The sequence below is a fragment of the Chromobacterium sp. LK11 genome (assembly GCF_001043705.1).
Lineage (GTDB): Bacteria > Pseudomonadota > Gammaproteobacteria > Burkholderiales > Chromobacteriaceae > Chromobacterium > Chromobacterium alkanivorans.
Genome location: NZ_LDUR01000040.1, coordinates 45998 through 69319 on the forward strand (window position 1 = coordinate 45998; position 23322 = coordinate 69319).

Sequence of the window (23322 nt, forward strand, 5' to 3'; positions counted from 1 at the left end):
CGCGCAAAAAAAGCCCTGGAGCGTCTCCAGGGCTTTTTCATGCCGCGGCGCGGCGATAGTGAAGCGCTTCTCGGAGCCTATTCAACATCTCGCGAGCCAGAGCGAGACCAGGCCTTGCGGCTGAGAAAGCGGAATGTACAGGTGCTACATGAGCATTCCGAAGCGGCGCTCACCGTGTCGCGCCTCACGACGCGCAGCAGATCATCGACAGGTTCTCAGGTCTCCAGATCGTGGGCGGCGGTCACCACATTGGTGATCTGCAGCGCCAGGATGGAGCCGGGCGTCGGCTTGCCGATGTAGTAGACCCCCTGGATGCGCAAGGCCTGCTGCAGCGCGGACTCGTATTCCTCGGCGTGGCCGGTCAGCACGATGATGGGCACGGTGGCCGAGCGCTGGCGTATGGTCTCTATCACTTTCATGCAATCGTCGTCGCCCAGCACCCAGTCCAGCACGAAGGCGTCGAACTCTTCGTGCGGCAGCGCGGCCAGCAGTTCGGACGGTGATTCGTAGGGCAGGGCGAACAGGCCCTGGCGCACCAGCACCGCGGCCAGGATGTCGGCGTCCATATCGTCCAGCACCGCCACCAGCAGGCGCTTGTTGTTGGCGCGCTTGGGCGGCTGCACCGCCAGATAGGTGACTTCGTGGCCGTTGATGCAGCGGTCGTGGCTGCCGGGATACACGTGCCAGCTGTCGCCCTGGCGGCGCGCCAGCAGCAGCGGCGAGATCGAATCGTCCTGCACCACGTCGCCCAGCTGTATCCAGCAATGGGCTTCCTCGGTGTGGTCGGTCAGGTGCAGGATGGCCGGGATCAGGTCGGCGTCCGGCACCCGCACCGGCCGCCGGTTGTCCTGGGACACCAGCAGTTCGGAAGTGGGCAGGCCCAGGAATTGCGCCAGCTTCTCCAATTGACCCAGCTGCCACTGGCTGCTGCCGTTGAGCTTGCGGTAGGTTTGCGACGCGCTCAGGCCCAGCACTTCCTCGATCAGGCTGACCTGTTGCGACTCCGCCAGGCCGCGCTGTTCCAGATGAGTGCGGATATTGGCGTTGATGATTTCAGTGGTTGGCTTGTTCTGTGTCATTTGCATGTCTTTGGAGTAGGGCGACTATCGGGTCGTTCTGGTCCGCAGCTTGCCGCCGGCGCGGGCGGAGGGCTGCTGTCTTTCTTCATTATCGGCGGCGGCGAGCGGAGGGCGGATGGCCGTCCGGGCAGGGGCGGGCACGTCGACGCTTTGGTTTATGGTTAGCCGATATTAGTCAGGTTTTGCAAAACTTGCGAAAAATTTTCGCCGAAAATGCAAAAAAAGGCTTTCATTCTAAAATTGGGCATACAGATTGAAACCTGTTCCTTGGTACAGATTCACACTGGATTATGCCTGCGCGCTAGCGGAGCTGGGCGGTGAAGTCGTCGTTAGCCGCTTGATTCTATTGGAAATGAAGGAGGCCGGACGATGCCGGCCTCCGTTGGAGCGTGGGTGTTGTAATTTCGCATATCATGCGAAGAGCGTGCGGGCCCGCTCCGCCCGGCGAAGTTCCGAGCCGGGGCTCAGCCCAGGGTGCCGGTCAGGCTGACTTCGCGGGTTTCCGGCACCTCGTTGTAGGACAGCACGTGCAGGCCGGGGGCGAACAAGCGCGCGTAGCGCGCCAGCAGCGGGCGGATCTGCGGCATCACCAGCAGGATGGGCGCGTGGCCCAGCTGCTTCATCTGGTCGCGCACCACCGGCATATTGGCTTGCAGCTGCTGCAGCACATTGGGGTCGATGGGGAAGCTGTCCAGCTGCGGCTTGCCGGTCTGCTGCGCCTGGCTCAGCGCGCCCAGCAGCAGGTTTTCCAGGTCGGCGGACAGGTTGAAGGCCCTCATCTCGCCGCGCGGGCCCAGGATGGACTGCACGATCTGGCGCTTCAGCGCGCAGCGCACTTCGGCCGCCAGCATGATGGGGTCCTTGCTGCTTTCGCTGGCGTCCAGCAGGGCGTTGGCGATGGGAACGATGTCTTTCAGCGACACATTGTCGGTCAGCAGCTGGCGATAGGCCTTGAGCTGCAGCGGCGCCGGCAGCGCCTGGTTCAGCGCGGAGGCCAGCTTGGGCGCCAGCGCCGACAGCCGCTCGTTGATGGCGGCCACGTCGTCGTGGCGGAACAGCTCGGCCAGATGCTCGCGCATCACCTTGTTCAGATGGGTGGCCACCACGCTGGCGCAGTCCACCACCTGGTAGCCCAGGCCCAGCGCCTTGCTCTTGTCGTCCGGCAGGATCCAGGTCACCGGCATCGCGTAGGCCGGGTCCACGCCGGGCATGCCGTCCACTTCGCCGTACAGCTCCGGCGACGGGATCGCCATCAGCCGGTCGGCGTAGACCTCGCCCTCGGCCACGGTGTTGCCGCTGAGCAGGATGGCGTATTGCGAGGGTTTGAGGCGCAGGTCGTCGCGCAGGTTGGCCGGCGGCATCAGCACGCCCAGGCTCTCGCTCAGGCTCTGGCGCACGCCGCGCACGCGCTTGGCCAGCGGCGCGCCCTGGCTCTTGTCCAGCAGCGACACCAGCTTGTAGCCCAGGTTGACGCCCAGGGTGTCGACATAGGGCAGGGCGCTCCATTCCAGTTCGATGTCGGCGTCGCCGGCCAGCGCGCTTTTGGCCAGCGCCGGGTCCGGCTGGTTGGGCAGCACCCGCTGGCGCTGGTGCAGACGCCAGGCGACGAAGCCCAGCAGCAGCGCGAAGCCGAGGAAGGTTGGCCAGGGCATGCCGGGGATGGCGGCCAGCACCAGCATCATGCCGGCCGCGCTCATCAGCACGGTGGGGGAGGCCAGCATCTGCTTGCCCACCTGTTCCTGCATGTCGCCGTCGTCGTCGTCGCTGATGCGGGTGACGATGATGGCGGCGGCGGCGGACAGCAGCAGGGCCGGGATCTGAGCGACCAGGCCGTCGCCTATGGTCATCAGCGCGTACTGGCGGAAGGCGTCGCCGGCGGACAGGCCGTGCATCAGCGCGCCGATGGCCACGCCGCCGAACAGATTGATGATCAGGATCAGGATGCCGGCGATGGCGTCGCCGCGCACGAATTTGGAGGCGCCGTCCATCGCGCCGTAGAAATCGGCCTCGGTGGCGATGTCGCGGCGGCGCTGCTGCGCCTGCTCCTGGTTGATCAGGCCGGCGTTGAGGTCGGCGTCGATGGCCATCTGCTTGCCGGGCAGCGCGTCCAGGGTGAAGCGGGCGGACACTTCCGAGATCCGTTCCGCGCCCTTGGTCACCACCATGAAGTTGATGATCATCAGGATGACGAACACCACCATGCCGACGACGAAGTTGCCGCCTATCACCACCTGGCCGAAGGCCTCGATCACCCGGCCGGCGGCGTGGGTGCCCTCATGGCCGTGCAGCAGCACCACCCGGGTGGAGGCCACGTTCAGCGACAGCCTGAGCAGGGTGGTGGCCAGGATGATGGTGGGGAAGGCGGAGAAGTCCAGCGGCCGCTTGGCGGAGACGCTGACCAGGATGACGATGATGGCCAGCACGATGTTGAAGGTGAACAGCACGTCCAGCGCTATCGGCGGCAGCGGCAGCATCACCATGGCCAGTATGGCCAGCAAAAACAGCGGGGCGGCGATCTTGTGGCGGCCGATGTCGGCCAGCAGTCGGGTGAAAGCGTTCATGATGCGGTTCTGGGATCGGCCATGTCGCGCGGGATCGGCAAATCGTCCGGCAGCCGCGGCAGGCTGCGGCGCGATCCGTTGCGGAAGGCCTTGAGTTGCATGACATAGGTCAGGACTTGCGCCACCGCTCGGTACAGCGGCGCGGGAATCTGCTGGTTGACCTGGGTGGTGTGGTAGACGGCGCGCGCCAGCGGCGGCAGCGGCACGACGTCCACCTGGTGCTCCTGGGCCACTTGGCGGATGTACAGCGCCATCTCGTCCAGGCCCTTGGCGATGATGAACGGCGCTTCGGCGCGCTCCTCATCGTATTTCAACGCCACCGCGTAGTGCTCCGGGTTGACGATGACCACGTCGGCGGTGGGCACCGCCTTGCGCACGACGCGCTGGGCCATCTGCATTTGAATCTGGCGGATGCGCTGCTTGATCTCCGGCCGGCCCTCGGTGGTCTTGTACTCTTCCTTGATCTCCTGCTTGCTCATTTTCTGCTGCTTCATGAACAATAGGATCTGCAAGGGCAGGTCGATCAGCGCGAACAGCATGAACACCATGGTCAGGGACAGCAAGGCGTTGATCAGCAGCTCGGCGCTGCCGGCCAGCGCGGTGGCGAAGGGCGCGCCCTGTAAGGCGAAGAAGTTCTCCAGCGCGCTCTGGCTCAGCCGGTACAGCACCCAGCCCAGCAGCAGCGCCTTGGCGATGGATTTGCCGATTTCGCTGGCGTGGCGCGCCGAGGCGATGCGGCCGAAGTGGGCCAGCGGGTTGAAGCGCTCCAGCTTGGGCTGCAGGTGGTTGAAGCTGAAGATCCAGCCGCCGGGGTAGAGCGAAACCACGATCATGCACAGCGGGATCACCGCCAGCGGCAGCACCATCTTGACCAGCAGCAGCAAGGTGCCGGCGAACAGCTTGGACCAGCTGTTGTCCAGCGCGCCGTTGCCGGAGAGCGGGGCGAAGGCCAGCGCGAACAGCTCCCGGAATTCGTCCAGCCACTGCGGCATCAGCCAGAAGGCCAGCTTCAGCGCCAGCAGCAGGCCCAGCGCGGCGGCCAGATCGCGCGAGCGCGGCACCTGGCCCTGCTTGCGCGCCTGCCGCAGCTTGTGCGGCGTGGCCTTTTCGGTTTTGTCGCCGCCGCGCCCCTCAGCCATGGCCGGCCCTCAGCATGCCGCCCAGCAGGCGCAGCATCTGTTCGTTCAGGTTCAGGTATTGCTGCGGGATGAAGCGCGCCACCAGGCCCAGCGTGCCCAGGCCGAACAGGGTGATCAGCGGGAAGCCCAGCGAGAACAGGTTCAGCGACGGCGCCACCCGGTTGATCATGCCGACGCCGGCCTGCACCACGAAGGTGGCGAACACCGCCGGCAGCGCCAGCAGCATGGCGGCGGACAGCACCCAGGCCACGCCGCCGGCCAGCATGGACAGCGAGGCGGCCGGCACGCCGCCGCCCACCGGCCAGGCCTGGAAGCTGGCGTAAACCACCTGGATCAGCAGCAAATGGCCGTCCAGCGAGAAGAAGATCATGGCGCCCAGCAGATAGAGCAGGCTGGACACCACGTCGGAAGAGTTGCCGTTGCCGGGATCGTTCATCACCGCCATCGACAGCGCCATCTGCGAGGACACCAGGAAGCCGAGCACCGCCAGCACCGCCAGCACCAGTTGGAAGGCGAGGCCGAACAGCAGGCCGATCACCGCCTGCTCGATGCTGGCGGCGACGCCGGCCAGCGAGAACAGGTCCAGCTTGGGCAAGGGCAGGGTGGCCGGCAGCGTGGCGGCGGACAGCGCCAGCGCCAGGCCGATGCGCACCCTCACCGGCACCATGCCCTCGCCGATGAAGGGCGCGACGCTGAAGGCGGCCATCAGCCGGCAGAACGGCCACCAGAAGGCCGGGATCAGGTCCAGCAGCTGGGCGTAGAGGCCGGTCACGGCTATCCGACCAGGCCGGCGGCGCGCTGGAACATGGCCACGCAGAAATCCATCAGGAAGCCGGTGATCCAGTGGCCGGCGATGGCGATGGTCAGCAGGGTCACCAGCAGCCGCGGCAGAAAGGACAGCGTCTGCTCGTTGATCTGGGTGGCGGCCTGGATCAGGCTGACGATGACGCCGACGATCAGGCTGGGCAGGATCAGCAGCACCACCAGGGTGACGACGACGCGCAGGCTGTCGTTGACGATGTCGACGGCGATGTCGGGAGTCAGCATGGCAAGTCCATTCTCAAGGGCGCGGTCAATAAGCCTGTATCGAGGTGACCAGGGTGTTCACCGTCAGCGACCAGCCGTCCACCAGCACGAACAGCAGCAGCTTGAGCGGCAGCGAAATCACCAGCGGCGACAGCATCATCATGCCCATCGCCATCAGCACGCTGGACACCACCAGGTCTATCACCAGGAAGGGGATGAACAGCATGCAGCCGATCTGGAACGCGGTTTTCAATTCCGACAGCACGAAGGCGGCCAGCTTGACCGCGAAGGCGTGGTCCTGCGGATTGGCGACGTTTTCCTCGCCGGACAGCTTGGCGATCTGGGTCAGCGCGGTCTTGCTGGTCTGCGCCAGCATGAAGCGGCTGATCGGCTTCTGCGCGATCTCCAGCGCCTGCTGCATGGTGATCTTGTCCTGATCGAAGGGCTGCAGCGCCTGGTTCCACACCTCCAGCCCCACCGGCCGCATCACCAGCAGGGTCAGGATCAGCGCCACCCCGGTGACGATGCGGTTGGGCAGGCCCTGCTGCAGGCCCAGCGCCTGGCGCAGCAGGGACAGCACGATGACGAAGCGGGTGAAGCTGGTCATCATCAGCACCAGCACGGGCAAGAGCCCGAGCAGGGTCATCAGGATCAGGATCTGGGTCTTGATGGTGAAGTCCACCGGCGTGCCGCCGGCGTTGGCCGACAACAGCTTCAGCGGCTCGGCCTGGCAGGCGGCGGCCAGCGCCCAAAGCCCGGCAGCGAGCAGGCTGGGGTGGAGGGACCTCGAAAAACCTGCTGCGCGGTCCGATAGCGGCGTTGCTCCGTGCTCGCTCCCTCGCTGTACGGTTTGTACTATCTCGGTCGCTGCGCGCGGTGCGCCTTGCTCTCGAACCGCTCGCGACGGTTTTTCGAGGTCCCTCAATTTCTTCAAGGCTTCCATCAGGTCAGGCTGTCCAGTTCCAGATCGTTCAGCTCCACCACCCGCAGGCCGTAGTTCTCGCCGGCCACCACCACCTCGCCGCGGCCGATCACGGTGCCGTTGACCTTGATGTCCAGCGGTTCGCCGGCCAGCTTGTCCAATTCCACCACCGAGCCGTTCTCGATATTGACCAGATCGGCCAGCGAGATGTCGGCGCCGCCCACTTCCAGCGTCAGCCGGACCGGGATCTTGCGCAGGAACTGGGTCATGTCGCGCTGCGGCCGCCGCGCCGCGGCGTCGTCCGCCTGCTTGGCGTCCGCGTCGCTCTGGCCGTCCAGGCCGTCCAGCACGCCGGCCAGATCGAAATCGTCGTTCAAGTCCATGCTCAATCCTTGCTTTTTCTATGTTTTCGGAGGGTTATTCACTGGCGACAAAACCGGTCAGGCACAGCTTGCCGTGCTGTTCGGCCACCTCGGCGTCGAACAGCCGCGAAGCGCCGACCAGCACTTCGCTCCTGGCTTGCAGCGTCACCGGCAGCACGCTGCCGGGGCGCAGGTCCATGATGTCGCCCAGCGCCATTTCGCGGTCCAGCAGCCGCGCTTGCAGCCGCACCCGCAGCCGGTCGCGGAAGGTCTCCGCCGGCGCGGCCTGGGCGTCGGCGCTGTCGCGGCGGCCGGACAGATTCTTCAACAGCCGCTCGAAGCAGGCGGCGTCCAATTGCAGGCGCAGCGCGCCGACGGCGTGTTCGCCGTCGCCGATGTCCAGGCGGATCTCCCAGACCCCGGTGCCGGGCGGCACGAAGGGCAGTTGCGCGCAGTCGGCCGGGCCGGGCGGCAGGCCGCCGGCCTGGCGGTCCAGCCGCAACACGCATTGCAGCAGCCGCGGCAGCAGCCGTTCGGCCAGGCTGCGCGCCAGCCGGCGCTCGGTTTCGGTTTCCGCCGGCGCGGCGGCGTCGGCGTCCGGCTGCGCCGCCGGCGCGCCGAAGCGGTAATCCAGCAAGCGCAGCAACAGCGGCCGTTCGATATGGCTGCCCAGCTGGCAGCCGTCCAGCGCGTGCCACAGCCAGCGGCGCTCGTCGGCGGCCGGCTGCGCCTGCTCCAGCGCGCGGATGTGGAAACGCGCGTGGTAGCGGCGGTTCAGTTCTTGCTGCAGGAAATCCGCCAGCTCTTCTTGCAGGGCTTTGCCGAAGACGGGCAGCAGATGGAACGGCCGTCCCAGCGTGCGCAGGTCGAGAGCCGGCAATTGGGCGCCGTCATGCTGCGAAATGATTCTGGCTCTTGGCATCTCGATTCTCGGTGAAGGCGTGGGCGAGGCGCCGCCGGCGTCCGCGCGTCCGGCCGGCGCGCGCGGGCGACGGAAGGGGCGCGGCGCTTAAACCGCGGCGGCCTGGTGCTTATCAAGGCCGGCCGGCCGTCTGAGGCGCCGCATGCGAAATGTACTAGAAGGTACTAAATTCGCGGCTCGCGGGCGGAGGCAAACGGCAGGCTAATCCTTATGGAGTGTGCATCTTACTGGCTGCCGCCGCTGGGTAAAGGGGGAAAATTCACGTCAGAGTTTGTGAAAATTCACGGCTGTTGGTTTAAGCATAAAGTTTAAAATCGCCGCTCGTATCCTGGCGTCAGGATGATGGCATGGTTACAAGTCCTCATCTCGGGGCTGCCGCTTCGATACGCTCGCCGCTCCCGGGCGGCGGGCCGCAGACGTGAAACCGGCCTTGATTGGCCACTCAATAATAACGGGCTCCGCCCGACAAGGATTTCCGATGGCGACCAACCTGGGTTTGATGATTCATGCCGACCGCAAGCAGATGCTCGGCGAAATGGCCGGGATGGCGCGCAGCGCGCCGATTGCGCCGCCGCAGCACAGCGAAGAGCCGGCTTCCGCCGCCAGCTTCTCCGACGCCATGGGCGCCGCCGTCCGCGACGTGGACGCGCAGAACCGCATCGCCTCCGAAAAAATGGCCGACGTGGACAGCGGCAAGAGCGACGACCTGGTCGGCGCCATGCTGATGAGCCAGGAAGCCAGCCTGTCGTTCTCCATGCTGATGCAAGTGCGCAATAAGGTGGTGGGCGCCGTGGACGACTTGATCAAGATGCAGCTGTAAGCCGCGAGGACCATGCCCGTGTTGAATCGTTTCCGCAGTGGCGTCGCGGCCGTGCAAACCCGTCTGGGCGGCCGTTGGCCCGTTTCCGGACCTTCCCTGCGCCTGGCGCTGCCCATCGTCGCGCTGGCCATCGGCGTCACCGTGATGATCAGCCTGTGGCTGTGGCGCGACGACGCCAGCTACAAGCCGGTGTTCGGCGCCCAGGAAAAAGTGGTGGCCGCCGACATGATGGCGGTGCTCGACGCCGAGAAAATTCCCTATCGCATCCATCCGCAAACCGGCCAGGTGCTGGTGCCGGACAGCCAGCTGGGCCGCGTGCGCATGCAGCTGGCGGCCAAGGGCGTGGTGGCGCAGCTGCCGTCCGGCCTGGAGCTGCTGGACAAGAACGACCCGCTGGGCGTCAGCCAGTTCGTCCAGGACGTGCGCTTCCGCCGCGGCCTGGAAGGCGAGCTGGTGCAAAGCATTCTGGCGCTGGAGCCGGTGTCCGCCGCGCGCGTGCATCTGTCGCTGCCGCGCGCCACCTCTTTCGTCGGCGCCGCCAACGACAAGGGCTCCGCCTCGGTGGTGGTCACCCTCAAGCCCGGCCAGCAGTTGAACAACGAGCAAGTGGCCGCGGTGATCAAGCTGGTGGCCGGCAGCGTGTCCACCTTGTCGCCGTCCCAGGTCACCCTGGTGGACCAGGCCGGCAATCTGCTGTCCTCGCGCGTGGATCTGAGCGACGACGGCATGCTGGGCGGCAATGAGAGCGACGCCGCGCGCCGCTTCCGCGAGGAGGCGCTGCAAAACGTCCGCGACCTGCTGACCCCGGTGCTGGGCAAGGACAATTTCAAGGTCAGCGTCACCGCCGACGTGGACAACGACCGCGTCGAGGAAACCCGCGAGAAATACGGCGAGGCGCCCAAGGTCACCAACGAGGCCTCGCGCGAGGAAACCTCCACCGAGAAAATGGCGCTGGGCGTGCCCGGCTCGCTGAGCAACCGCCCGGTCAACACCGACGCTTCCGGCCCTGCCTCGGAAAAGGCAGGCAACAGCAAGAACGCCGTCACCCGCCAATACGCCTACGACCGCAGCGTCACCCAGATCAAGAAGGCGCGCGGCACGTTGCGCCGCCTCAGCGTGGCGGTGGTGCTGAACCAGGCCGCCGCGCCGGCCAAGGGCGGCTGGAAGCCGGCGGAACTGGCCAATGTCGACAAGGTGCTGCGCAACGGCCTGGGCATCCACGCCGAGCGCGGCGACACCCTGGCGGTGTCCACGCTCAACTTCTCCGCGCTGTCCGAGCCGGAGCCGATCTGGATGCAGCAGGACACCTGGTTCGAAGCCGCGCGCTGGGCCGTCTACGCCTTCGGCCTGCTGCTGGCCTACCTGCTGCTGGCGCGTCCGTTGCTGAAGATGCTGCGCCAGCTGACCGACCGCCAGCTGCGCGAATACCAGCAGCCGGAGGCGCTGGAACTGAAACCCGATCCGCTGATGGACGGCGCCGACCTGCGCGCCGCGCGCCAGGCGCAGCTGTCCTCCGCGCCGCAGCCGGCGGCCCTGGCCGCCGCGGCCGGCGCCGGCGCCAGCCCGGTGGTGCCGTTGCTGGAAAACTACGATCTGCCGCCGGCCGGCTCCAGCGTCGACGTCTTGGTCGACCACCTGAAGGGCCTGGCCGCCAAAGAGCCGGAACGCGTCGCCGAAGTCGTCAAACAATGGGTGCAGAAAAATGGACGAAACCAATAACGCCGTAGCGCCGGCCCTGCCGCCGGCCGCCGCCGCGCCCGCCGCCGAAGCGATGAACACCATCGAGCAGGCCGCCGTGCTCTTGCTGTGCATGGGCGAAGAGCCCGCCGCCGCCGTGCTGCGCTGTCTGAGCCGCGAAGAACTGCTGCAAGTGACCCAGGCGATGTCCGGCATGAGCGGCATCAAGGTGGACGCGGTCAAGACCACGATTCAGAAATTCTTCGACGAATACCGCGAGCAGAGCGGGGTGCACGGCGCCAGCCGCGCCTTCCTCAAGCGCTCGCTGGACCTGGCGCTGGGCAGCGACATCGCCAACAGCGTGCTGGACACCATTTACGGCGACGCCATCCGTCCCAAGATGGCGCGGCTGCAATGGGTGTCGCCGCAATGGCTGGCGGACCGCATCGCCGGCGAGCACGTGCGCATGCAGGCGGTGTTCCTCGCCTTCCTGCCTCCGGCGCTGGCCGGCCAGGTGGTGGACGCGCTGCCGGCGGACAGCCGCGACAGCGTGCTGGTCAACGTGGCCCGCCTCAAGGACGTGGACCGCGAGTTGCTGGAGGAGTTGGAAGAGCTGGTCAACCGCTGTCTGGAAAGCCTGCACACCCAGAGCACCGCGGTGGAAGGCATGCAGCAGACCGCCGACATCCTCAACCGCCTGCCGGGCGACCGCCAGCGCATGATGGAACTGCTGCGCGCCCACGATCCGGACATCGTCGAGGAAATCGAAACCCGCATGTACGACTTCTTCATCCTGTCGCGTCAGACCGAAGCGGTGCTGATGCGCATCAGCGAGGACATTCCGCTGGAGCAATGGGCGATCGCGCTCAAGGGCGCGGAGCCGGCGGTGCGCGAAGCCATCGTCCAGACCATGCCGCGCCGCCAGGCGCAGAACTTCGACGCGATGATGCGTCGCTCCGGCCCGGTGCCGCTGAGCCGGGTGGAAGAAGTGCGCGCCGACATCATGGCCCAGGTCAAGCAGCTGGCCCAGGCCGGCGAAATCGACCTGCAGCTGTTCCCTGAGGAAGTGGTCGAGTGAAGGCCTGGCGCCCCTTCCGCTTCCCGCCGCTGATCCACAGCGCGCTGGACCTGCCGCTGGACGCGCAGGACTCCGCCCAGATCCAGGCCTCCGCCGCCGACGGCTTCCGCCAGGGCATGGACGCCGGTTACAACGAGGGCCTGGCCAGCGGCGAAGCCGCCGGCCGCGAAGCCGGTTACGCCGCGGGCCTGGAGCAGGGCCGCCAGGAAGGGCAGGCGGCGGCGCGCCGCGAAGCCCTGGCCGAGCTGGCCGACCTGGGCCGGCCGCTGGAGGCCGCGCTGGCCGAGCTGCGCCGCGTCAGCGAGGAATACCAGGCGGCGATGCGCGACGAAGTGGTGGAACTGGTGGCCAAGGTGGCGCGCCAGGTGATCCGCTGCGAATTGGCGCTCAAGCCGGTGCAGATCCTGGACCTGGTGGACGAAACCCTGGCCGCCTTGCCGCCGGGCCAGTACCAGCAGGACGAGGTGGAAATCCTGCTCAACGCCGAAGAATGCCAGCGCATCCGCGAACTGGCGCCGGAGCGCGCCGCGCGCTGGCGGCTGGTGGCGGACCCGCAGCTGCCGCACGGCGAATGCCGGATCCGCACGCCGGAGTCCGAGGCCGACGCCGGCTGCCAGCAGCGGCTGGAGGCCTGCATCGCCACCGTGCGCGAACAATTGCAAAGCGACGCCGTCGAGCCGGCGGCGGAACAGGCGGAGGCTTAAGCCATGTTGCGTCAGGCGCTGGGACGACTGGAATTGCCGGAGGTGCCGGTGGCCACCGTCAGCGGCCGCCTGGTGGGAGCGTCCGGCCTGTTGCTGGAAAGCGTGGGCTGTCCGCTGGAAACCGGTCAGCGCTGCGTGATAGAAACCGCCGGCGGCGGCTGGCTGCAAGCCCAGGTGGTGGGCTTCAAGCGCGAAGTTTCCTACCTGATGCCGTTCAAGAAGCCGGTGGGCCTGACCACCGGCGCGCGGGTGCTGCCCGCCGCCGACGGCGGCGGCCTGATGATAGGCCCGTCCTGGCTCGGCCGCATCGTCAACGGCCTGGGCGAGCCGCTGGACGGCCTGGGCCGCCTCGGCGGCGAACAGCCGCTGGCCGCCCATCCGCCGCAAGTCAATCCTCTGAAGAAACAGCCGGTGTCCGCGCCGCTGGACGTGGGCGTGCGCGCGATCAACAGCCTGCTCACCATAGGCCGCGGCCAGCGCGTCGGCCTGTTCGCCGGCTCCGGCGTCGGCAAGAGCGTGTTGCTGGGCATGATCACCCGCCACACCGAAGCCGACGTGGTGGTGGTGGGCCTGATCGGCGAGCGCGGCCGCGAAGTGCGGGAGTTCGTCGAGCACTCGCTGGGCGAAGCCGGCCTGGCCAAGGCGGTGCTGGTGGTGGCGCCGGCCGACGAATCGCCGCTGATGCGGCTCAAGGCCACCGAGCTGACCCACACCATCGCCGCCCATTTCCGCGACCAGGGTCGCAATGTGCTGCTGCTGGTGGATTCGCTGACCCGTTACGCGATGGCGCAGCGCGAAGTGGCGCTGGCGCTGGGCGAACCGCCGGCCACGCGCGGTTATCCGCCGTCGGTGTTCGGCCTGTTGCCCTCGCTGGCGGAGAGCGCCGGCAACGGCGAGGGCGGCGCCGGCAGCATGAGCGCCATCTACACCGTGCTGGCCGAAGGCGACGACCAGCAAGACCCGGTGGTGGACACCGCGCGCGCCATCCTGGACGGCCACATCGTGCTGTCGCGGGAGCTGGCCGAGCGCGGCCACTATCCGGCGATAGACATCGGCCGCTCGGTCAGCCGCTGCATGAGCCAGCTGACCGCGGCGGAACACGCGGAGGCGGCGCGCGGCGCGCGCGGCGCCTGGTCCCGTTACCAGGAAGTGCGCAGCCTGATTCCGCTGGGCGGCTACGTGGCCGGCGCCGACGCCGACACCGACCGCGCGGTGCGGCTGATGCCCAGACTGGAAGCGTTTTTGCGCCAGGGCGCGGCCGAGGCCGCGAGCTATGAAGACAGCCGGAACGGTTTGATGGAGATGATCGCGACATGAGCCAGCCCGAAGACGTGCGCCGCCTGGGCCTGATGGTCCAATTGCGGCAACAGGACGTGGACCGCCTGCAAAGCGAGGTGGAAGGCAAGCGCCAGCTGCAGGAGCGCTACCGCCGCAACATTGTGCGCATGGGCGAATTGTGCGGCCAGAGCGGCGCCAGCGCCGACGCCGGCCACCCGGCCTTGGCGCGCAACTGCGCCGACTACAAGGGCGCCTTGCTGGAGCTGATGGCCTCGCAGCAGCAGGATCTGCAACTGGCCGAGGCCGACGCCGCGGTCAGCCAGCGCGCGCTGCTGCAAGCCAGCCTGCGCCGCGAAGTGATGGTCCAGGTGCGCGACCAGGCGGCGGAAAGCCTGCTGCGCCTGCGGTTGAAGAAAGAACAGAAGCAAACCGACGAACTGGCCGGGCAAGCCTGGCTGCGCGGAGCGTGATTATTCACGGCGGCTCAAGAAAAGCCGGGCCTCGGTCGCAAGGGATAGTCATTAGCGTCGATCTCAATTCCGGCGATCTCATCCCGGCGCGCCGACAGCGCTCCGGCCCGCGTACAGCGAAAGGATTCTAAATGGCTATCGATTTCAGCAAGACCCCGCCCTCGGCGCTGGCCCAGAACGCCGCCAGCCTGTATCTGCAAGACGCCCAGAACCAGTTGGACACCCAGAGCAAGGCGGCGCAGGCGCGCGGCGACGCGCTGAACAAATTGCAAAAAGCCCTGCAAGACTATCGCAGCGCGCTGACCGGCATCACCACCAAGAAAAGCCTGGTGGCGATGAACGCCAGCATCAGCCAGGAAGGCTTCGCCAACGTCAGCGCCAAGGGCAACGCCCAGCCCGGCAACTACTCCTTGTTCATCGAACAAGTGGCCACCGCCCATCAGCTGTCCTTCGGCAGCCTGTCCGGCGCCAAGGCCCAGGCCGGCGACAAGATCACCGTGCGGGTTGGCGGCGATAGCTTCGAAGTGGACCTCAGCAGCGCGGACCGCGACGGCGACGGCAATCTGTCGCCGTCGGAAATGGCTCTGGCCATCAACCGCGCCAGCGGCAACAGCGGCAAGGTCAACGCCATGGTGCTGAACAACGGCGGCAGCAGCCAGCTGGTGATGTCTTCCGGCAAGACCGGCGAGAGCGGCGCCATCTCGCTGGACCTGAGCCAGGTCAGCGACGCCGGCCTCAAGAGCGGCCTCGCCAGTCCCAAGGAACTGACCAAGGGGCAGGACGCCATCGTCTGGTTGGGCAACAAGGATACCGGCGTGCAGATGAAGCAGGCGTCCAACACTTTCGAAAGCATAGACGGCGTCAACCTGACCATCAGCAAGGCGATGAAGCCGGGCGACACCCCGTTGCAGCTCAATGTCGCGCGCAACGAGGCCGACACCGTCGGCAATGTGCAGGGCTTCGTCGACAGCTACAACAAGCTGGCCAGCGCCATCGCCGATCTGTCCGCGCCGGGCAAGGAAGGCAAGACCGGCGGCCCCTTCGCCAGCGACTCCGGCATCCGCAGCCTGAAAGACGGCATCAACGGCCTGCTGCGTCAGGAATACGACGGCATCACCCTGAACCAGCTGGGCATCAAGGCCAACCGCGACGGCACCCTGAGCCTGGACAGCAAGAAGCTGAACGAAACCCTGAAGGACAAGCCGGACGCGCTGGACCGTTTCGTCAACGGCGACAACAAGAACGGCGTGGTCAAGCAAAGCAGCGACTACCTGGACAAATGGCTGAACGGCAGCAGCGGCCTGCTCAAGCTGCGCAAGGACTCCGAATCCCGCATCCAGAAAGATCTGGACAGCCGCCAGGTCCGGCTGAAGGCCCAGTACGACCAGAGCTACAAGCGCTATCTGACGCAGTTCACCCAGCTGCAGAAGATGCAGGAAGACATGCAGAAGACTCTGGGCATGCTTTCCTTCTGAATCCGTTCCGGATTTGCTTGGCCGCACAGAATTCGGCGGGAGGGACCCCCTCCCGCCTATTGATTAGAACAGGAGCACGACAACGTGGAATACGACGCCTACCGCAGCTATCACGCGGTCAATCTGGAAGCGCAGACCCACGCCGCCTCGCCGGTGCAATTGGTGCTGGTGCTGTTCGACGGCCTGCTGGAGGAAATGGCGCGCGCGCGCGGCCATCTGGAAAACCAGCGCTACGAGCAAAAGGGCGAGAGCATCAGCAAGTGCATCAACATCCTCAACGGCCTGTCCAGCGCGCTGGACTTCGACTCCGGCGGCGAGGTGGTCACCAATCTGGCGCGGCTCTACGACTACTGCGCCTACCGGCTCTACCACGCCAGCGTCAATCTGGACGTGGCGGCGCTGGACGAGGCCGAACAGCTGCTGATCAAGCTCAAGGGCGGCTGGATAGGCGTGCGGGACCAGCATGAAGCCGCCTGAGCCGGCCGCGCTGGAAGCCGCCATCCGCCGCGCCTGCGCCGAACGCGACTGGGAACGGCTGGCCGCGCTGGACCAATTGCTGGCCGAACTGCTGCGCACCCAGCCTCAGGCCTTGGACGCCGCCGCCCGCGCCGCCTTGCGCGCCGTCTACCGCGACGCGCTGGAAGTCTGCCGCGCCGACTCCGCGGAACTGCAAGACAAAATCGCCGCGCTGAGCCATCAGCGCGACGCGCAAATCGCCTACGCCGAAGTCAGCGACTGGAATCAAGCATGAACGTATCCTTGCCCCCCAATCTTCTCGCCGGCGGCGCGTCAACGCCAGCCGACGCCGCGCCGGCCGATCCCCTGCTGGACCCGAACGCGGCGGCGCCGGAGTCCGGCGGCGATTTCGCCAGCGCCTTGCTGGCCAGCCTGATGGACGGGCAAAGCGCCGCGCCGGCGGTTGAAACCGACGCCGAAGCCCCCGCGGGCGACGAGGCCAAGGCCGAGACGCCGGCCGCGCAGCCCGGCGTTCTCGCCGCGCAGCCTTTGCCGCTGCCGCTGATGCCGGCCATGCCGACGGCCGTCGCGCCGCAGGCCGGCCCGTCGGCGCCGTCCGGCGTGGACGCGGCCGCGGCGACGACGCCGCGCAAACAGGCCGAGGCGGCGTTGCCGCCGGAAGCGCTGTCCGCCGCGCTGAACACCCTGGCGCCGCTGCCGGCCAAGCCGGCCGGCGCCGGCGAGGCCCAGGCCGGCCGCGAAACGCCGGCGCCGGCGCAAGCCGCCGCGCCGCTATTGGCCGCCATTGCGCCCCTGCCGCAGGACAAGGCCGCAGCGCCGCTGCCGGAGTGGGCGCCGATCAAGCTGCCGGCGCAGCAGCCGGCCAGCTGGGGAGACAAGCTCAGCGCCGCGCTGGGCGAACGGCTGCAAGTGCAGAGCAGCCACGGCATGGACCGCGCGCTGATCCGGCTGGACCCGCCGTCGCTGGGCTCGCTGGAAATCTCCATCCGCCACGAGGCCGGCGCGCTGCAAGTGCAGCTGACCGCCTCGCACGGCGAAGTGGTGCGGCAGTTGCAAGCCATCGGCGACGCGCTGCGCCAGGATCTGTCCAACCGCCAATACACCCAAGTGGCGGTGGAAGTGCGCGAAGGCGCGCCGGGGCAGGGCGGCCACGGCCAGCAGCGTCAGGAACGCCAGGGGCAGCAGCAGCCGCAACGCGCGCCGGGACGGGCGCTGGCGGAAGCGGGGCAGGGTGATGGACAAGGCTTCTGGCTGGGCCAGGGCTAAGCAGCGGAAGCACAAGCATGAACAGAAACATCTTAGTGATTTTGATCGTGGCCATCGCGGCGGCGCTGGCCGCCGGCGGCGGCGCCTGGTGGTGGCTGAGTTCGCGCGCGCCGCAAGCGGCGGAGGCGCCCAAGCCGGCCGCGGCGCCGGACGCGCGCTTCGTCAGCATGGACAAGGTGATCGTGATGCTGCGCGGCGGCGAATCCGCCACCCGCTTCATGGCGGTGGACCTGGTGTTCCGCAGCAATGAAAAGCAGGAGGCCGAGGTCAAGTCCCAACTGCCCTTCCTGAAGAGCATCGCCGTGCGCGCGCTGTCGGAGCTGCCGGCGGACAAGGCGCTGACGATGAGCATAGACGACTACCAGCGCTTGCTGGCCAAGGCCTATGCCGGCGGTTTCCTGCGCGAGCGACGCGACGCGCCGTTCAGCGAGGTGATGGTTAGCAAATTGATCATCGAGTAAGCCCCTATGTACGCCTGTTACGACGAAGCCCCGGCCAGCGCCGGCGGCGAAGCCGAGGCGCTGAGCCGGTACGCCCACCTGGTCAAGCGGGTGGCGCGTCAGCTGTCGTCCCAGGCCGGCGGCGTGTTCGACCGCGAAGACATGGAGCAGGTGGGGCTGATGGCCTTGCTGGAGAGCCTGCGCCGTTACGGCGAGCCGGACGACAAGTTCGCCGGCTTCGCCATTTTGCGCATCCGCGGCGCCATTCTCGACGAATTGCGCCGGCTGGACTGGCGGCCGCGCTCGGTGCGCCAGGAGGCCCACCGCGTGCGCGACGGCCTGCGCCTGCTCAGCCGCAAGCTGGGGCGCGAGCCCAGCGAGGCCGAGGCGATGCAGCTGCTGGGCCTCAGCGCCGAGGCCTATCAGGAAGCGCTGCTGGCGGACAACGCCGAAGCGCTGTCCAGCTTCGACGAACTGATGGCCCAGGGTCTGGAGCCGGCGGCGGACGACAATCCGGAACAGCGGCTGGCGCTGAAAAGCGCCTTGACCGTGGCCTTGCAGGCGCTGAACCCGCGCGAGCAGCAAGTGATCCAGCTGTATTACGAATTTGAACTGAGCCTCAAGGAGATCGCGGCGGTGCTGGCGCTGACCGAAGCCCGCGTCTGCCAGATCAACAAGAGCGCTCTCAAAAAAATGCAGGCCTGCCTACAAGCGGCCTGAGCCCGAGGAAAGAAAACATGCAGCAATTATTCGGCATTCTGATCGTGCTGGTTTGTGTCTTTGGCGGCTTCATGCTGCATGGCGGCATCATGTCGGTGATCTGGCAGCCGGTGGAGCTGCTGATCATCTGCGGCGCCGCCGTCGGCGCCATCGTGCTGGGCAATCCGCAGCACGTGCTCACCGAAATGGGCGGCCAGATCAAGCGCGTCGGCATGCGCAAGAAGTACGACGCGGAATTCCAGCGCCAGCTGCTGCTGCTGATGTACGAGCTGCTGATCACCGCCAGCCAGGGCCTGAAGGCGCTGGACGAACACGTGGAGGCCCCGCGCCAGAGTCCCTTGTTCAACCGCTACCCGCTGGTGCTGGAAGAGCCCAAGCTGCTGGCCTTCATCGTGGACAACTTCCGGCTGATGGCCATGGGCAAGATCAGCGCCCATGAACTGGAAGGCGTGCTGGACCAGGAACTGGACGCCATTCACGAAGAACTGAACCAGCCGTCCAAATCGCTGCACAAGATCGCCGAGGCGATGCCGGGCTTCGGCATTCTGGCCGCGGTGCTGGGCATCGTGATGGCGATGAACAGCGTCAGCCAGGGCGCCACCGCCGGCGAGATCAGCGAGAAAGTGGCCGCCGCCATGGTGGGCACCTTCATCGGCATCTTCTTCTGCTACGGCGTGCTGGACCCGCTGTCCAATATGATGCACCAGCTGGTCAAGCAGGAGCTGTCCAACTACGAATCGGTGAAAGTGGTGCTGACCACCCATGTGTCCGGCAAGCCGCCGCTGCTGGCCATCGACGCCGGCCGCCGCCTGGTGCAGCTGAACACCAAGCCCAGCTTCTCCCAGCTGGAAACCTGGATCAACGCGCTGGAAGGCGTGAACTGAGCGGATGGCGGGCATGGCGAATAAACCCAATCGCGAGCATGAAGCCGCGGTGATCAAGAAGGTGTCGCGCCGTCAGGATTCAGAAGGACACGGCGGCGCGTGGAAAGTGGCGTTCGCCGACTTCGTGCTGGCGCTGATGTGCCTGTTCCTGGTGCTGTGGGTGCTGGCCGCGCGCGATCAGGAAAACCTGCAGCAATTGCTGACCGCCGGCGGCGGCAGTCCGCTGAAGGCCGGCGGCTCGCGCAGCATCGAACACACCGGCACCCCGCCGGGCAGCCTGATCCCGCGCGATCCTATCCCGGGCCAGCCCACCACCACCACCAAGGCCGACTCCCTGCTGCAGGAAAGCAACAAGGTGGCCAAGAAAACCTTCGACGGCCAGGGCCAGCGCAGCCTGGACAGCGTGGCGGACCTGGAAAAGCTGGCCGGCTTGCTGGCCAAGATGAGCCGGGACGCCGGCCTGGCCAGCAATTTGCAGACCGTGGTCACGCCTTACGGTTTGCGGGTGATGCTGCACGATACCGACAATCAGGGCATGTTCGAGCGCGGCAGCGCCATCGTGGAACCGCGCTTCAAGCGCCTGCTGCACGATATGGGCGATATGTTCAGCCATATCGACAATCAATTGCTGATTGTCGGACACACTGACGCCGCGCAATACCGCACCGCCGGCTTCGGTTCGTTTTCGAACTGGGGCTTGTCCAGCAACCGCGCGATGGCGGCGCGGCTGCACCTGCTGGAAGGCGGCATGAACGCCGCCGGCATCCTGCAAGTGGTGGGCATGGCCGACCGCGCGCCGCTGGACGCCGAGCATCCGCTGGCCGCTTACAACCGTCGCATCGAGCTCTTGGTGATGACCAGCAAGCAGGCGCAGGCGGTGGTGGCCATGTTCGGGCCGCCGGGGCAGAGCGGCAATCGCGAGACCAGTGTTGTAAGTTCGCCACTACAGAAATCCGATCTGGATAGCGCGCTGCAAGATGGCCTAACTCCCCGCTGAACTTTTATTTTTTTGGGTTCAAAACAAAAGCCTGATTCGTTTCAGGCTTTTTTTATGTGTGTTTTTTCACACTTTTGTTAACTGCTAATATTATAATCCGCACCTGATTAATAAAAATCCGAGCGAAAGACTTGGATGATGTTGACAAAAAAAGACGCCAAAAGGCGGCAAACATCTGCGGGAAAGTCGATTCAATCGCAAGACTATCGGGGACGACGTGGTCATGAATGAAAACCACAATATCAAAGCCTTGTTAAGAGGCACACATTTGTTCGGGCATCTGGACAACGACAAACTGGACAAAGCGCTGGAACTGGCCGAAAGCCGCCGCCTGAGCAAGGGCGAGGTGCTGTACAACGAAGGCGACAGCGCCAACGAGGTCTATCTGCTGGCCAGCGGTTGCATGCAAGTCTTTGTTTCGGATGGACTCAGCAAGAAATACATTTTGCAAATCTGCGCTTCCGGGGAGCTGATCGGCATGGTCGGCTTCATCGACAGCGGCGAGCGCAGCTCCAATTGCGCGGCGGACGAGGACAGCCACCTGCTGGTGTTCAGCCGCGACAGCCTGATGCAGCTGTTCGATACCGAAGACGGCCTGCCGCACAGCCCGGAAGCCCGCACCCGCATCATGTGCCACCTGGTGCAAGTGGTGCGCCGCATGTCCACCAAGGCCAAGAACCTGGCGCTGATGGACGTGTACGGCCGCGTGCGCATCCTGATCAACCAGATGCTGGAAGAGCAGGACGGCGATGAGATGGTGCTGAAAAAGCAGCTGACCCAGCAGGAAATCGCCGACCAGATCGGCTCCTCCCGCGAGATGGTGGCGCGCATCCTGAAGGAACTGGTGTTTGGCCGTTATATCCGTCTGGAAAACCGCCGCATTGTCGTTCTGAAAATGTTACCGGTAAATTTTTAAGTTTTTTTCCAGACTGTCGCCTTGAAGGGGTGAGGGCGGGCCGCGAGGCCCGCTCCGAGCGGCCGCGCAACGCGGCATCAGGCAACGCGCCGCTCGCACAGCCAACCCAGACGGATTTCTAAACTATGCAAATCAACTCGACCTCGTCGCAACGTCGCGAACTGGCGGTCGGCGGCCAGAGCGCCGCCGCGGAAACGCCGGCCCGCGCGCCCGCGGCCGTCGCCGCGCCCGCCGCGAGCCAGGACATGGCGCCGGCGGTGGCGGAGCTGCGCGCGCTGCCGGACATCGACATGAAACGGGTGGAAGAAGTGCGCGCCGCGCTGGCGCGCGGCGAAGTGCGCTTCGACGCCGCCCGGCTGGCCGACCTGGTGGAGCAATATCACCGGAGCCGCTGAATGAACCGCGAGCAAGCCTTCAAACAACTGCTGGCCACCGTGGGGCAGGATCTGCAAGGCTACGGCCAGCTGGAGCAACTGCTGGAACAGCAGTTCGCCGCCGCGCTGGCGCACCAGGCCGACGAACTGCGGCAATTGGGTTCGGACATCGTCGCCCAGTGCGACGCCTTGCAGGCCAGCCGCGACCAGCGGCTGCAACTGGCCGGCCAATTGCTGGGCACGGGCCGCGCCGCTTCGATGGACGCGGTGCTCAAGCTCTTGCCCGCCGCAGCGGAACAAGCCTGCCGCCAGCGCTGGAACGCGCTGGTGGAGCAGATCCGCCTGTGCCAGACCCTGAACCTGCGCAACGGCCAGCTGCTGCAACAGCAGCAGGATCTGATGAACCGCGTGCTGAATGGAGACAGCGATGTTTACTGTGCGCAATGACATCGGCGCCGGGCCGGACTTCGGCGCAGACGCCGTCGCCCTGCCGCTGATAGGCCAGGGCGGCGGGGACGGCGAGCGTTTCGCCGACCAATGGAGCGGCCAGCTGCACAGCGAGGTGCGCGACTTCATCGAGAACGGCTCGGACAGCTGGGCCAGCCTGTCGCCGGAAGGCGCCTGGGCGCGCCAGCGCGTCCAGGACGCCACGCTGGGCGGCAGCATGCCCTACGGCGCGGACCAGCAAGCCTTTCTCGACAGCATCGCGCCTTACGCGCAACAAGCCGCCGCCAAGCTGGGCGTGGCGCCGGAACTGGTGGCCGCTCACGCGGCGCTGGAATCCGGCTGGGGCCAGCGTCCGCTGACCCGCGCCGACGGCGGCAGCAATCACAATCTGTTCGGCATCAAGGCCGGCAAGGGCTGGCAGGGCGAAGTCACCCGCGCGCTGACCACCGAGCATGTGGACGGCCGCGACGTGAAGCGGACCGAAAGCTTCCGCGCCTACTCCGGCTTGCAGGACGCGTTCGCCGATTACGCGCAGCTGCTGGCCGGCAACCCGCGCTACCGCGGCGCGCTGGGCGTGGGCGGAAACGCCCAGGCCTTCGCCCAGGCGCTGGCCCAGGGCGGCTACGCCACGGATCCGGGCTACGCGGACAAACTGCGGAAAGTGGCGGCGGGCATTCAGGCGCGCAAGCCGCTCTGAAGACCGGGTCCACGTCACAAAGCCCCTGAACGCGCTCGCCGCTTCAGGGGTTTTTTATTTTCGCGGCGCAAGGCCGGCGGCGCGGAGAAGCGCCGTCATTGACGATATTTAATACCATTTCAATGCCAGTTGAATTTCGGCATTTACTCCAAACGATTGTTTGAATTAAGGCGATCGCCGCGCTTAAGCGCGAGATGGATTAAGCGGCCTATTATCGAAACGATTTGGCTTAGAGTATTTATGTCTAAATAAAAAAATCAAAACCAGTAATATTTAAGACCGCTCGCGGGAACCCGCCGCATGGCAGGCGGCGGCCAGGATCCAGCGCTTGCGGCGCGGCCGGGTTTCGCGGCGAGGACGCGACGCGGCGCTCACCGCGTCGCGCGCCGCGCAGCAGATTTTGAACAGGTTCTAAGAACGCGTTTACGATCTCGCGAGCTAAAGCGAGACAAGGCGAAAACGGCTGAGAAAGCGGAATGTACACATGGTACATGAGCATTTCGAAGTTGTTTTCAACGCCGTATCGCCGAAGCACAGCAGATCGTAAACAGGTTCTCAGATCGGCAAGGCGGCCAGCGCCTCGCCCTGGCT

27 protein-coding genes are annotated in these 23322 nt (G+C 66.3%); 18 read left to right on the forward strand and 9 right to left on the reverse strand.

Features of this window, described 5'->3' with window-relative positions:
* Nucleotides 1-215 precede the first annotated feature (215 nt).
* From VK98_RS20205 to VK98_RS20240, 8 genes are all read right to left on the reverse strand, one after another.
* Nucleotides 216-1079, reverse strand: a complete 864-nt coding sequence (locus VK98_RS20205) for a helix-turn-helix domain-containing protein (RefSeq protein WP_048415751.1) — start codon at nt 1077-1079, stop codon at nt 216-218.
* A gap of 464 nt (nt 1080-1543) precedes the next feature.
* Nucleotides 1544-3640 carry a flagellar biosynthesis protein FlhA gene (locus VK98_RS20210; protein WP_048415752.1) on the reverse strand — a complete coding sequence of 699 codons (2097 nt, stop codon included), beginning with the start codon at nt 3638-3640 and terminating at the stop codon, nt 1544-1546.
* Nucleotides 3637-4779 (reverse strand): flagellar type III secretion system protein FlhB, encoded by a 1143-nt coding sequence (gene flhB, locus VK98_RS20215; RefSeq protein WP_048415753.1) that lies wholly within the window; start codon nt 4777-4779, stop codon nt 3637-3639. The genes VK98_RS20210 and flhB overlap by 4 nt, the downstream gene beginning before the upstream one ends.
* Nucleotides 4772-5551 carry a flagellar biosynthetic protein FliR gene (gene fliR / locus VK98_RS20220; protein ID WP_043590307.1) on the reverse strand — a complete coding sequence of 260 codons (780 nt, stop codon included), beginning with the start codon at nt 5549-5551 and terminating at the stop codon, nt 4772-4774. The genes flhB and fliR overlap by 8 nt, the downstream gene beginning before the upstream one ends.
* A 2-nt stretch (nt 5552-5553) precedes the next feature.
* Nucleotides 5554-5826: a flagellar biosynthesis protein FliQ gene (fliQ, locus tag VK98_RS20225; protein ID WP_043590304.1), complete on the reverse strand. Its 273-nt coding sequence runs from the start codon at nt 5824-5826 to the stop codon at nt 5554-5556.
* Nucleotides 5827-5851: 25 nt separating this feature from the next.
* Complete coding sequence (gene fliP, locus VK98_RS20230; RefSeq protein WP_369700250.1) at nt 5852-6517, reverse strand: flagellar type III secretion system pore protein FliP; 666 nt, start codon at nt 6515-6517, stop codon at nt 5852-5854.
* 230 nt (nt 6518-6747) lie between these two features.
* Entirely contained in the window at nt 6748-7110 is a 363-nt protein-coding gene (gene fliN, locus VK98_RS20235; protein WP_048415754.1) for a flagellar motor switch protein FliN, read from the reverse strand.
* Between the two features lie 34 nt (nt 7111-7144).
* A complete protein-coding gene (locus VK98_RS20240; protein WP_048415755.1) occupies nt 7145-8011 on the reverse strand; it encodes a FliM/FliN family flagellar motor switch protein in 867 nt (288 codons plus the stop codon).
* A gap of 478 nt (nt 8012-8489) precedes the next feature.
* Between VK98_RS20240 and VK98_RS20245 the strand changes: the two genes are divergently transcribed.
* From VK98_RS20245 to flgJ, 18 genes are all read left to right on the forward strand, one after another.
* Entirely contained in the window at nt 8490-8831 is a 342-nt protein-coding gene (locus tag VK98_RS20245) for a flagellar hook-basal body complex protein FliE (RefSeq protein WP_048415756.1), read from the forward strand.
* A gap of 12 nt (nt 8832-8843) precedes the next feature.
* Entirely contained in the window at nt 8844-10550 is a 1707-nt protein-coding gene (gene fliF, locus VK98_RS20250; RefSeq protein WP_053077506.1) for a flagellar basal-body MS-ring/collar protein FliF, read from the forward strand.
* On the forward strand, nt 10534-11586 hold the full coding sequence (locus tag VK98_RS20255; RefSeq protein ID WP_048415757.1) for a flagellar motor switch protein FliG: 1053 nt from the start codon (nt 10534-10536) through the stop codon (nt 11584-11586). Before fliF ends, VK98_RS20255 begins: the two co-directional genes overlap by 17 nt.
* Entirely contained in the window at nt 11583-12290 is a 708-nt protein-coding gene (fliH, locus tag VK98_RS20260; protein WP_048415758.1) for a flagellar assembly protein FliH, read from the forward strand. The genes VK98_RS20255 and fliH overlap by 4 nt, the downstream gene beginning before the upstream one ends.
* Nucleotides 12291-12293: 3 nt before the next feature.
* Nucleotides 12294-13607, forward strand: a complete 1314-nt coding sequence (gene fliI, locus VK98_RS20265; protein WP_048415759.1) for a flagellar protein export ATPase FliI — start codon at nt 12294-12296, stop codon at nt 13605-13607.
* Nucleotides 13604-14038, forward strand: a complete 435-nt coding sequence (gene fliJ, locus VK98_RS20270) for a flagellar export protein FliJ (RefSeq protein ID WP_048415760.1) — start codon at nt 13604-13606, stop codon at nt 14036-14038. Before fliI ends, fliJ begins: the two co-directional genes overlap by 4 nt.
* Nucleotides 14039-14169: 131 nt before the next feature.
* A complete protein-coding gene (gene fliD / locus VK98_RS20275; RefSeq protein WP_048415761.1) occupies nt 14170-15513 on the forward strand; it encodes a flagellar filament capping protein FliD in 1344 nt (447 codons plus the stop codon).
* An 84-nt stretch (nt 15514-15597) separates the two neighbouring features.
* Complete coding sequence (gene fliS / locus VK98_RS20280; RefSeq protein WP_048407819.1) at nt 15598-15990, forward strand: flagellar export chaperone FliS; 393 nt, start codon at nt 15598-15600, stop codon at nt 15988-15990.
* Nucleotides 15977-16264 (forward strand): hypothetical protein, encoded by a 288-nt coding sequence (locus VK98_RS20285; protein WP_048415762.1) that lies wholly within the window; start codon nt 15977-15979, stop codon nt 16262-16264. Before fliS ends, VK98_RS20285 begins: the two co-directional genes overlap by 14 nt.
* Nucleotides 16261-17256, forward strand: coding sequence for a flagellar hook-length control protein FliK (locus VK98_RS20290; RefSeq protein WP_053077507.1), 996 nt, complete (start codon nt 16261-16263; stop codon nt 17254-17256). The genes VK98_RS20285 and VK98_RS20290 overlap by 4 nt, the downstream gene beginning before the upstream one ends.
* Before the next feature lie 17 nt (nt 17257-17273).
* A complete protein-coding gene (locus VK98_RS20295) occupies nt 17274-17717 on the forward strand; it encodes a hypothetical protein (RefSeq protein WP_048415763.1) in 444 nt (147 codons plus the stop codon).
* Nucleotides 17718-17723: 6 nt separating this feature from the next.
* Nucleotides 17724-18416, forward strand: coding sequence for an RNA polymerase sigma factor FliA (locus VK98_RS20300; protein WP_048415764.1), 693 nt, complete (start codon nt 17724-17726; stop codon nt 18414-18416).
* A 17-nt stretch (nt 18417-18433) separates the two neighbouring features.
* Nucleotides 18434-19300: a flagellar motor stator protein MotA gene (motA, locus tag VK98_RS20305; protein ID WP_019102267.1), complete on the forward strand. Its 867-nt coding sequence runs from the start codon at nt 18434-18436 to the stop codon at nt 19298-19300.
* A gap of 13 nt (nt 19301-19313) precedes the next feature.
* Nucleotides 19314-20297, forward strand: coding sequence for a flagellar motor protein MotB (locus VK98_RS20310; RefSeq protein WP_048415785.1), 984 nt, complete (start codon nt 19314-19316; stop codon nt 20295-20297).
* 268 nt (nt 20298-20565) lie between these two features.
* Complete coding sequence (locus tag VK98_RS20315) at nt 20566-21213, forward strand: Crp/Fnr family transcriptional regulator (RefSeq protein ID WP_231589337.1); 648 nt, start codon at nt 20566-20568, stop codon at nt 21211-21213.
* Between the two features lie 125 nt (nt 21214-21338).
* Nucleotides 21339-21608 carry a flagellar biosynthesis anti-sigma factor FlgM gene (flgM, locus tag VK98_RS20320; RefSeq protein ID WP_048415766.1) on the forward strand — a complete coding sequence of 90 codons (270 nt, stop codon included), beginning with the start codon at nt 21339-21341 and terminating at the stop codon, nt 21606-21608.
* Nucleotides 21609-22034, forward strand: coding sequence for a flagellar export chaperone FlgN (gene flgN, locus VK98_RS20325; protein ID WP_048415767.1), 426 nt, complete (start codon nt 21609-21611; stop codon nt 22032-22034). It abuts the gene before it with no gap.
* Nucleotides 22015-22731, forward strand: coding sequence for a flagellar assembly peptidoglycan hydrolase FlgJ (flgJ, locus tag VK98_RS20330; RefSeq protein ID WP_048415768.1), 717 nt, complete (start codon nt 22015-22017; stop codon nt 22729-22731). Before flgN ends, flgJ begins: the two co-directional genes overlap by 20 nt.
* Before the next feature lie 244 nt (nt 22732-22975).
* Here flgJ and VK98_RS24300 read toward each other — a convergent pair.
* The coding region (locus VK98_RS24300; RefSeq protein WP_231589338.1) for a hypothetical protein at nt 22976-23322 on the reverse strand (347 nt) is incomplete at its 5' end.

What these genes read in the sequence shown, in the direction of transcription:
- VK98_RS20205 (WP_048415751.1), bottom strand. Translation starts at nt 1,079, where the DNA reads ATGACACAGAACAAGCCAACCACTGAAATCATCAACGCCAATATCCGC.
- VK98_RS20210 (WP_048415752.1), bottom strand. Translation starts at nt 3,640, where the DNA reads ATGAACGCTTTCACCCGACTGCTGGCCGACATCGGCCGCCACAAGATC.
- flhB (WP_048415753.1), bottom strand. Translation starts at nt 4,779, where the DNA reads ATGGCTGAGGGGCGCGGCGGCGACAAAACCGAAAAGGCCACGCCGCAC.
- fliQ (WP_043590304.1), bottom strand. Translation starts at nt 5,826, where the DNA reads ATGCTGACTCCCGACATCGCCGTCGACATCGTCAACGACAGCCTGCGC.
- fliN (WP_048415754.1), bottom strand. Translation starts at nt 7,110, where the DNA reads ATGGACTTGAACGACGATTTCGATCTGGCCGGCGTGCTGGACGGCCTG.
- VK98_RS20240 (WP_048415755.1), bottom strand. Translation starts at nt 8,011, where the DNA reads ATGCCAAGAGCCAGAATCATTTCGCAGCATGACGGCGCCCAATTGCCG.
- VK98_RS20245 (WP_048415756.1), top strand. Translation starts at nt 8,490, where the DNA reads ATGGCGACCAACCTGGGTTTGATGATTCATGCCGACCGCAAGCAGATG.
- fliF (WP_053077506.1), top strand. Translation starts at nt 8,844, where the DNA reads ATGCCCGTGTTGAATCGTTTCCGCAGTGGCGTCGCGGCCGTGCAAACC.
- VK98_RS20255 (WP_048415757.1), top strand. Translation starts at nt 10,534, where the DNA reads ATGGACGAAACCAATAACGCCGTAGCGCCGGCCCTGCCGCCGGCCGCC.
- fliI (WP_048415759.1), top strand. Translation starts at nt 12,294, where the DNA reads ATGTTGCGTCAGGCGCTGGGACGACTGGAATTGCCGGAGGTGCCGGTG.
- fliJ (WP_048415760.1), top strand. Translation starts at nt 13,604, where the DNA reads ATGAGCCAGCCCGAAGACGTGCGCCGCCTGGGCCTGATGGTCCAATTG.
- fliD (WP_048415761.1), top strand. Translation starts at nt 14,170, where the DNA reads ATGGCTATCGATTTCAGCAAGACCCCGCCCTCGGCGCTGGCCCAGAAC.
- VK98_RS20285 (WP_048415762.1), top strand. Translation starts at nt 15,977, where the DNA reads ATGAAGCCGCCTGAGCCGGCCGCGCTGGAAGCCGCCATCCGCCGCGCC.
- VK98_RS20290 (WP_053077507.1), top strand. Translation starts at nt 16,261, where the DNA reads ATGAACGTATCCTTGCCCCCCAATCTTCTCGCCGGCGGCGCGTCAACG.
- VK98_RS20295 (WP_048415763.1), top strand. Translation starts at nt 17,274, where the DNA reads ATGAACAGAAACATCTTAGTGATTTTGATCGTGGCCATCGCGGCGGCG.
- VK98_RS20300 (WP_048415764.1), top strand. Translation starts at nt 17,724, where the DNA reads ATGTACGCCTGTTACGACGAAGCCCCGGCCAGCGCCGGCGGCGAAGCC.
- motA (WP_019102267.1), top strand. Translation starts at nt 18,434, where the DNA reads ATGCAGCAATTATTCGGCATTCTGATCGTGCTGGTTTGTGTCTTTGGC.
- VK98_RS20310 (WP_048415785.1), top strand. Translation starts at nt 19,314, where the DNA reads ATGGCGAATAAACCCAATCGCGAGCATGAAGCCGCGGTGATCAAGAAG.
- flgM (WP_048415766.1), top strand. Translation starts at nt 21,339, where the DNA reads ATGCAAATCAACTCGACCTCGTCGCAACGTCGCGAACTGGCGGTCGGC.
- flgN (WP_048415767.1), top strand. Translation starts at nt 21,609, where the DNA reads ATGAACCGCGAGCAAGCCTTCAAACAACTGCTGGCCACCGTGGGGCAG.
- flgJ (WP_048415768.1), top strand. Translation starts at nt 22,015, where the DNA reads ATGTTTACTGTGCGCAATGACATCGGCGCCGGGCCGGACTTCGGCGCA.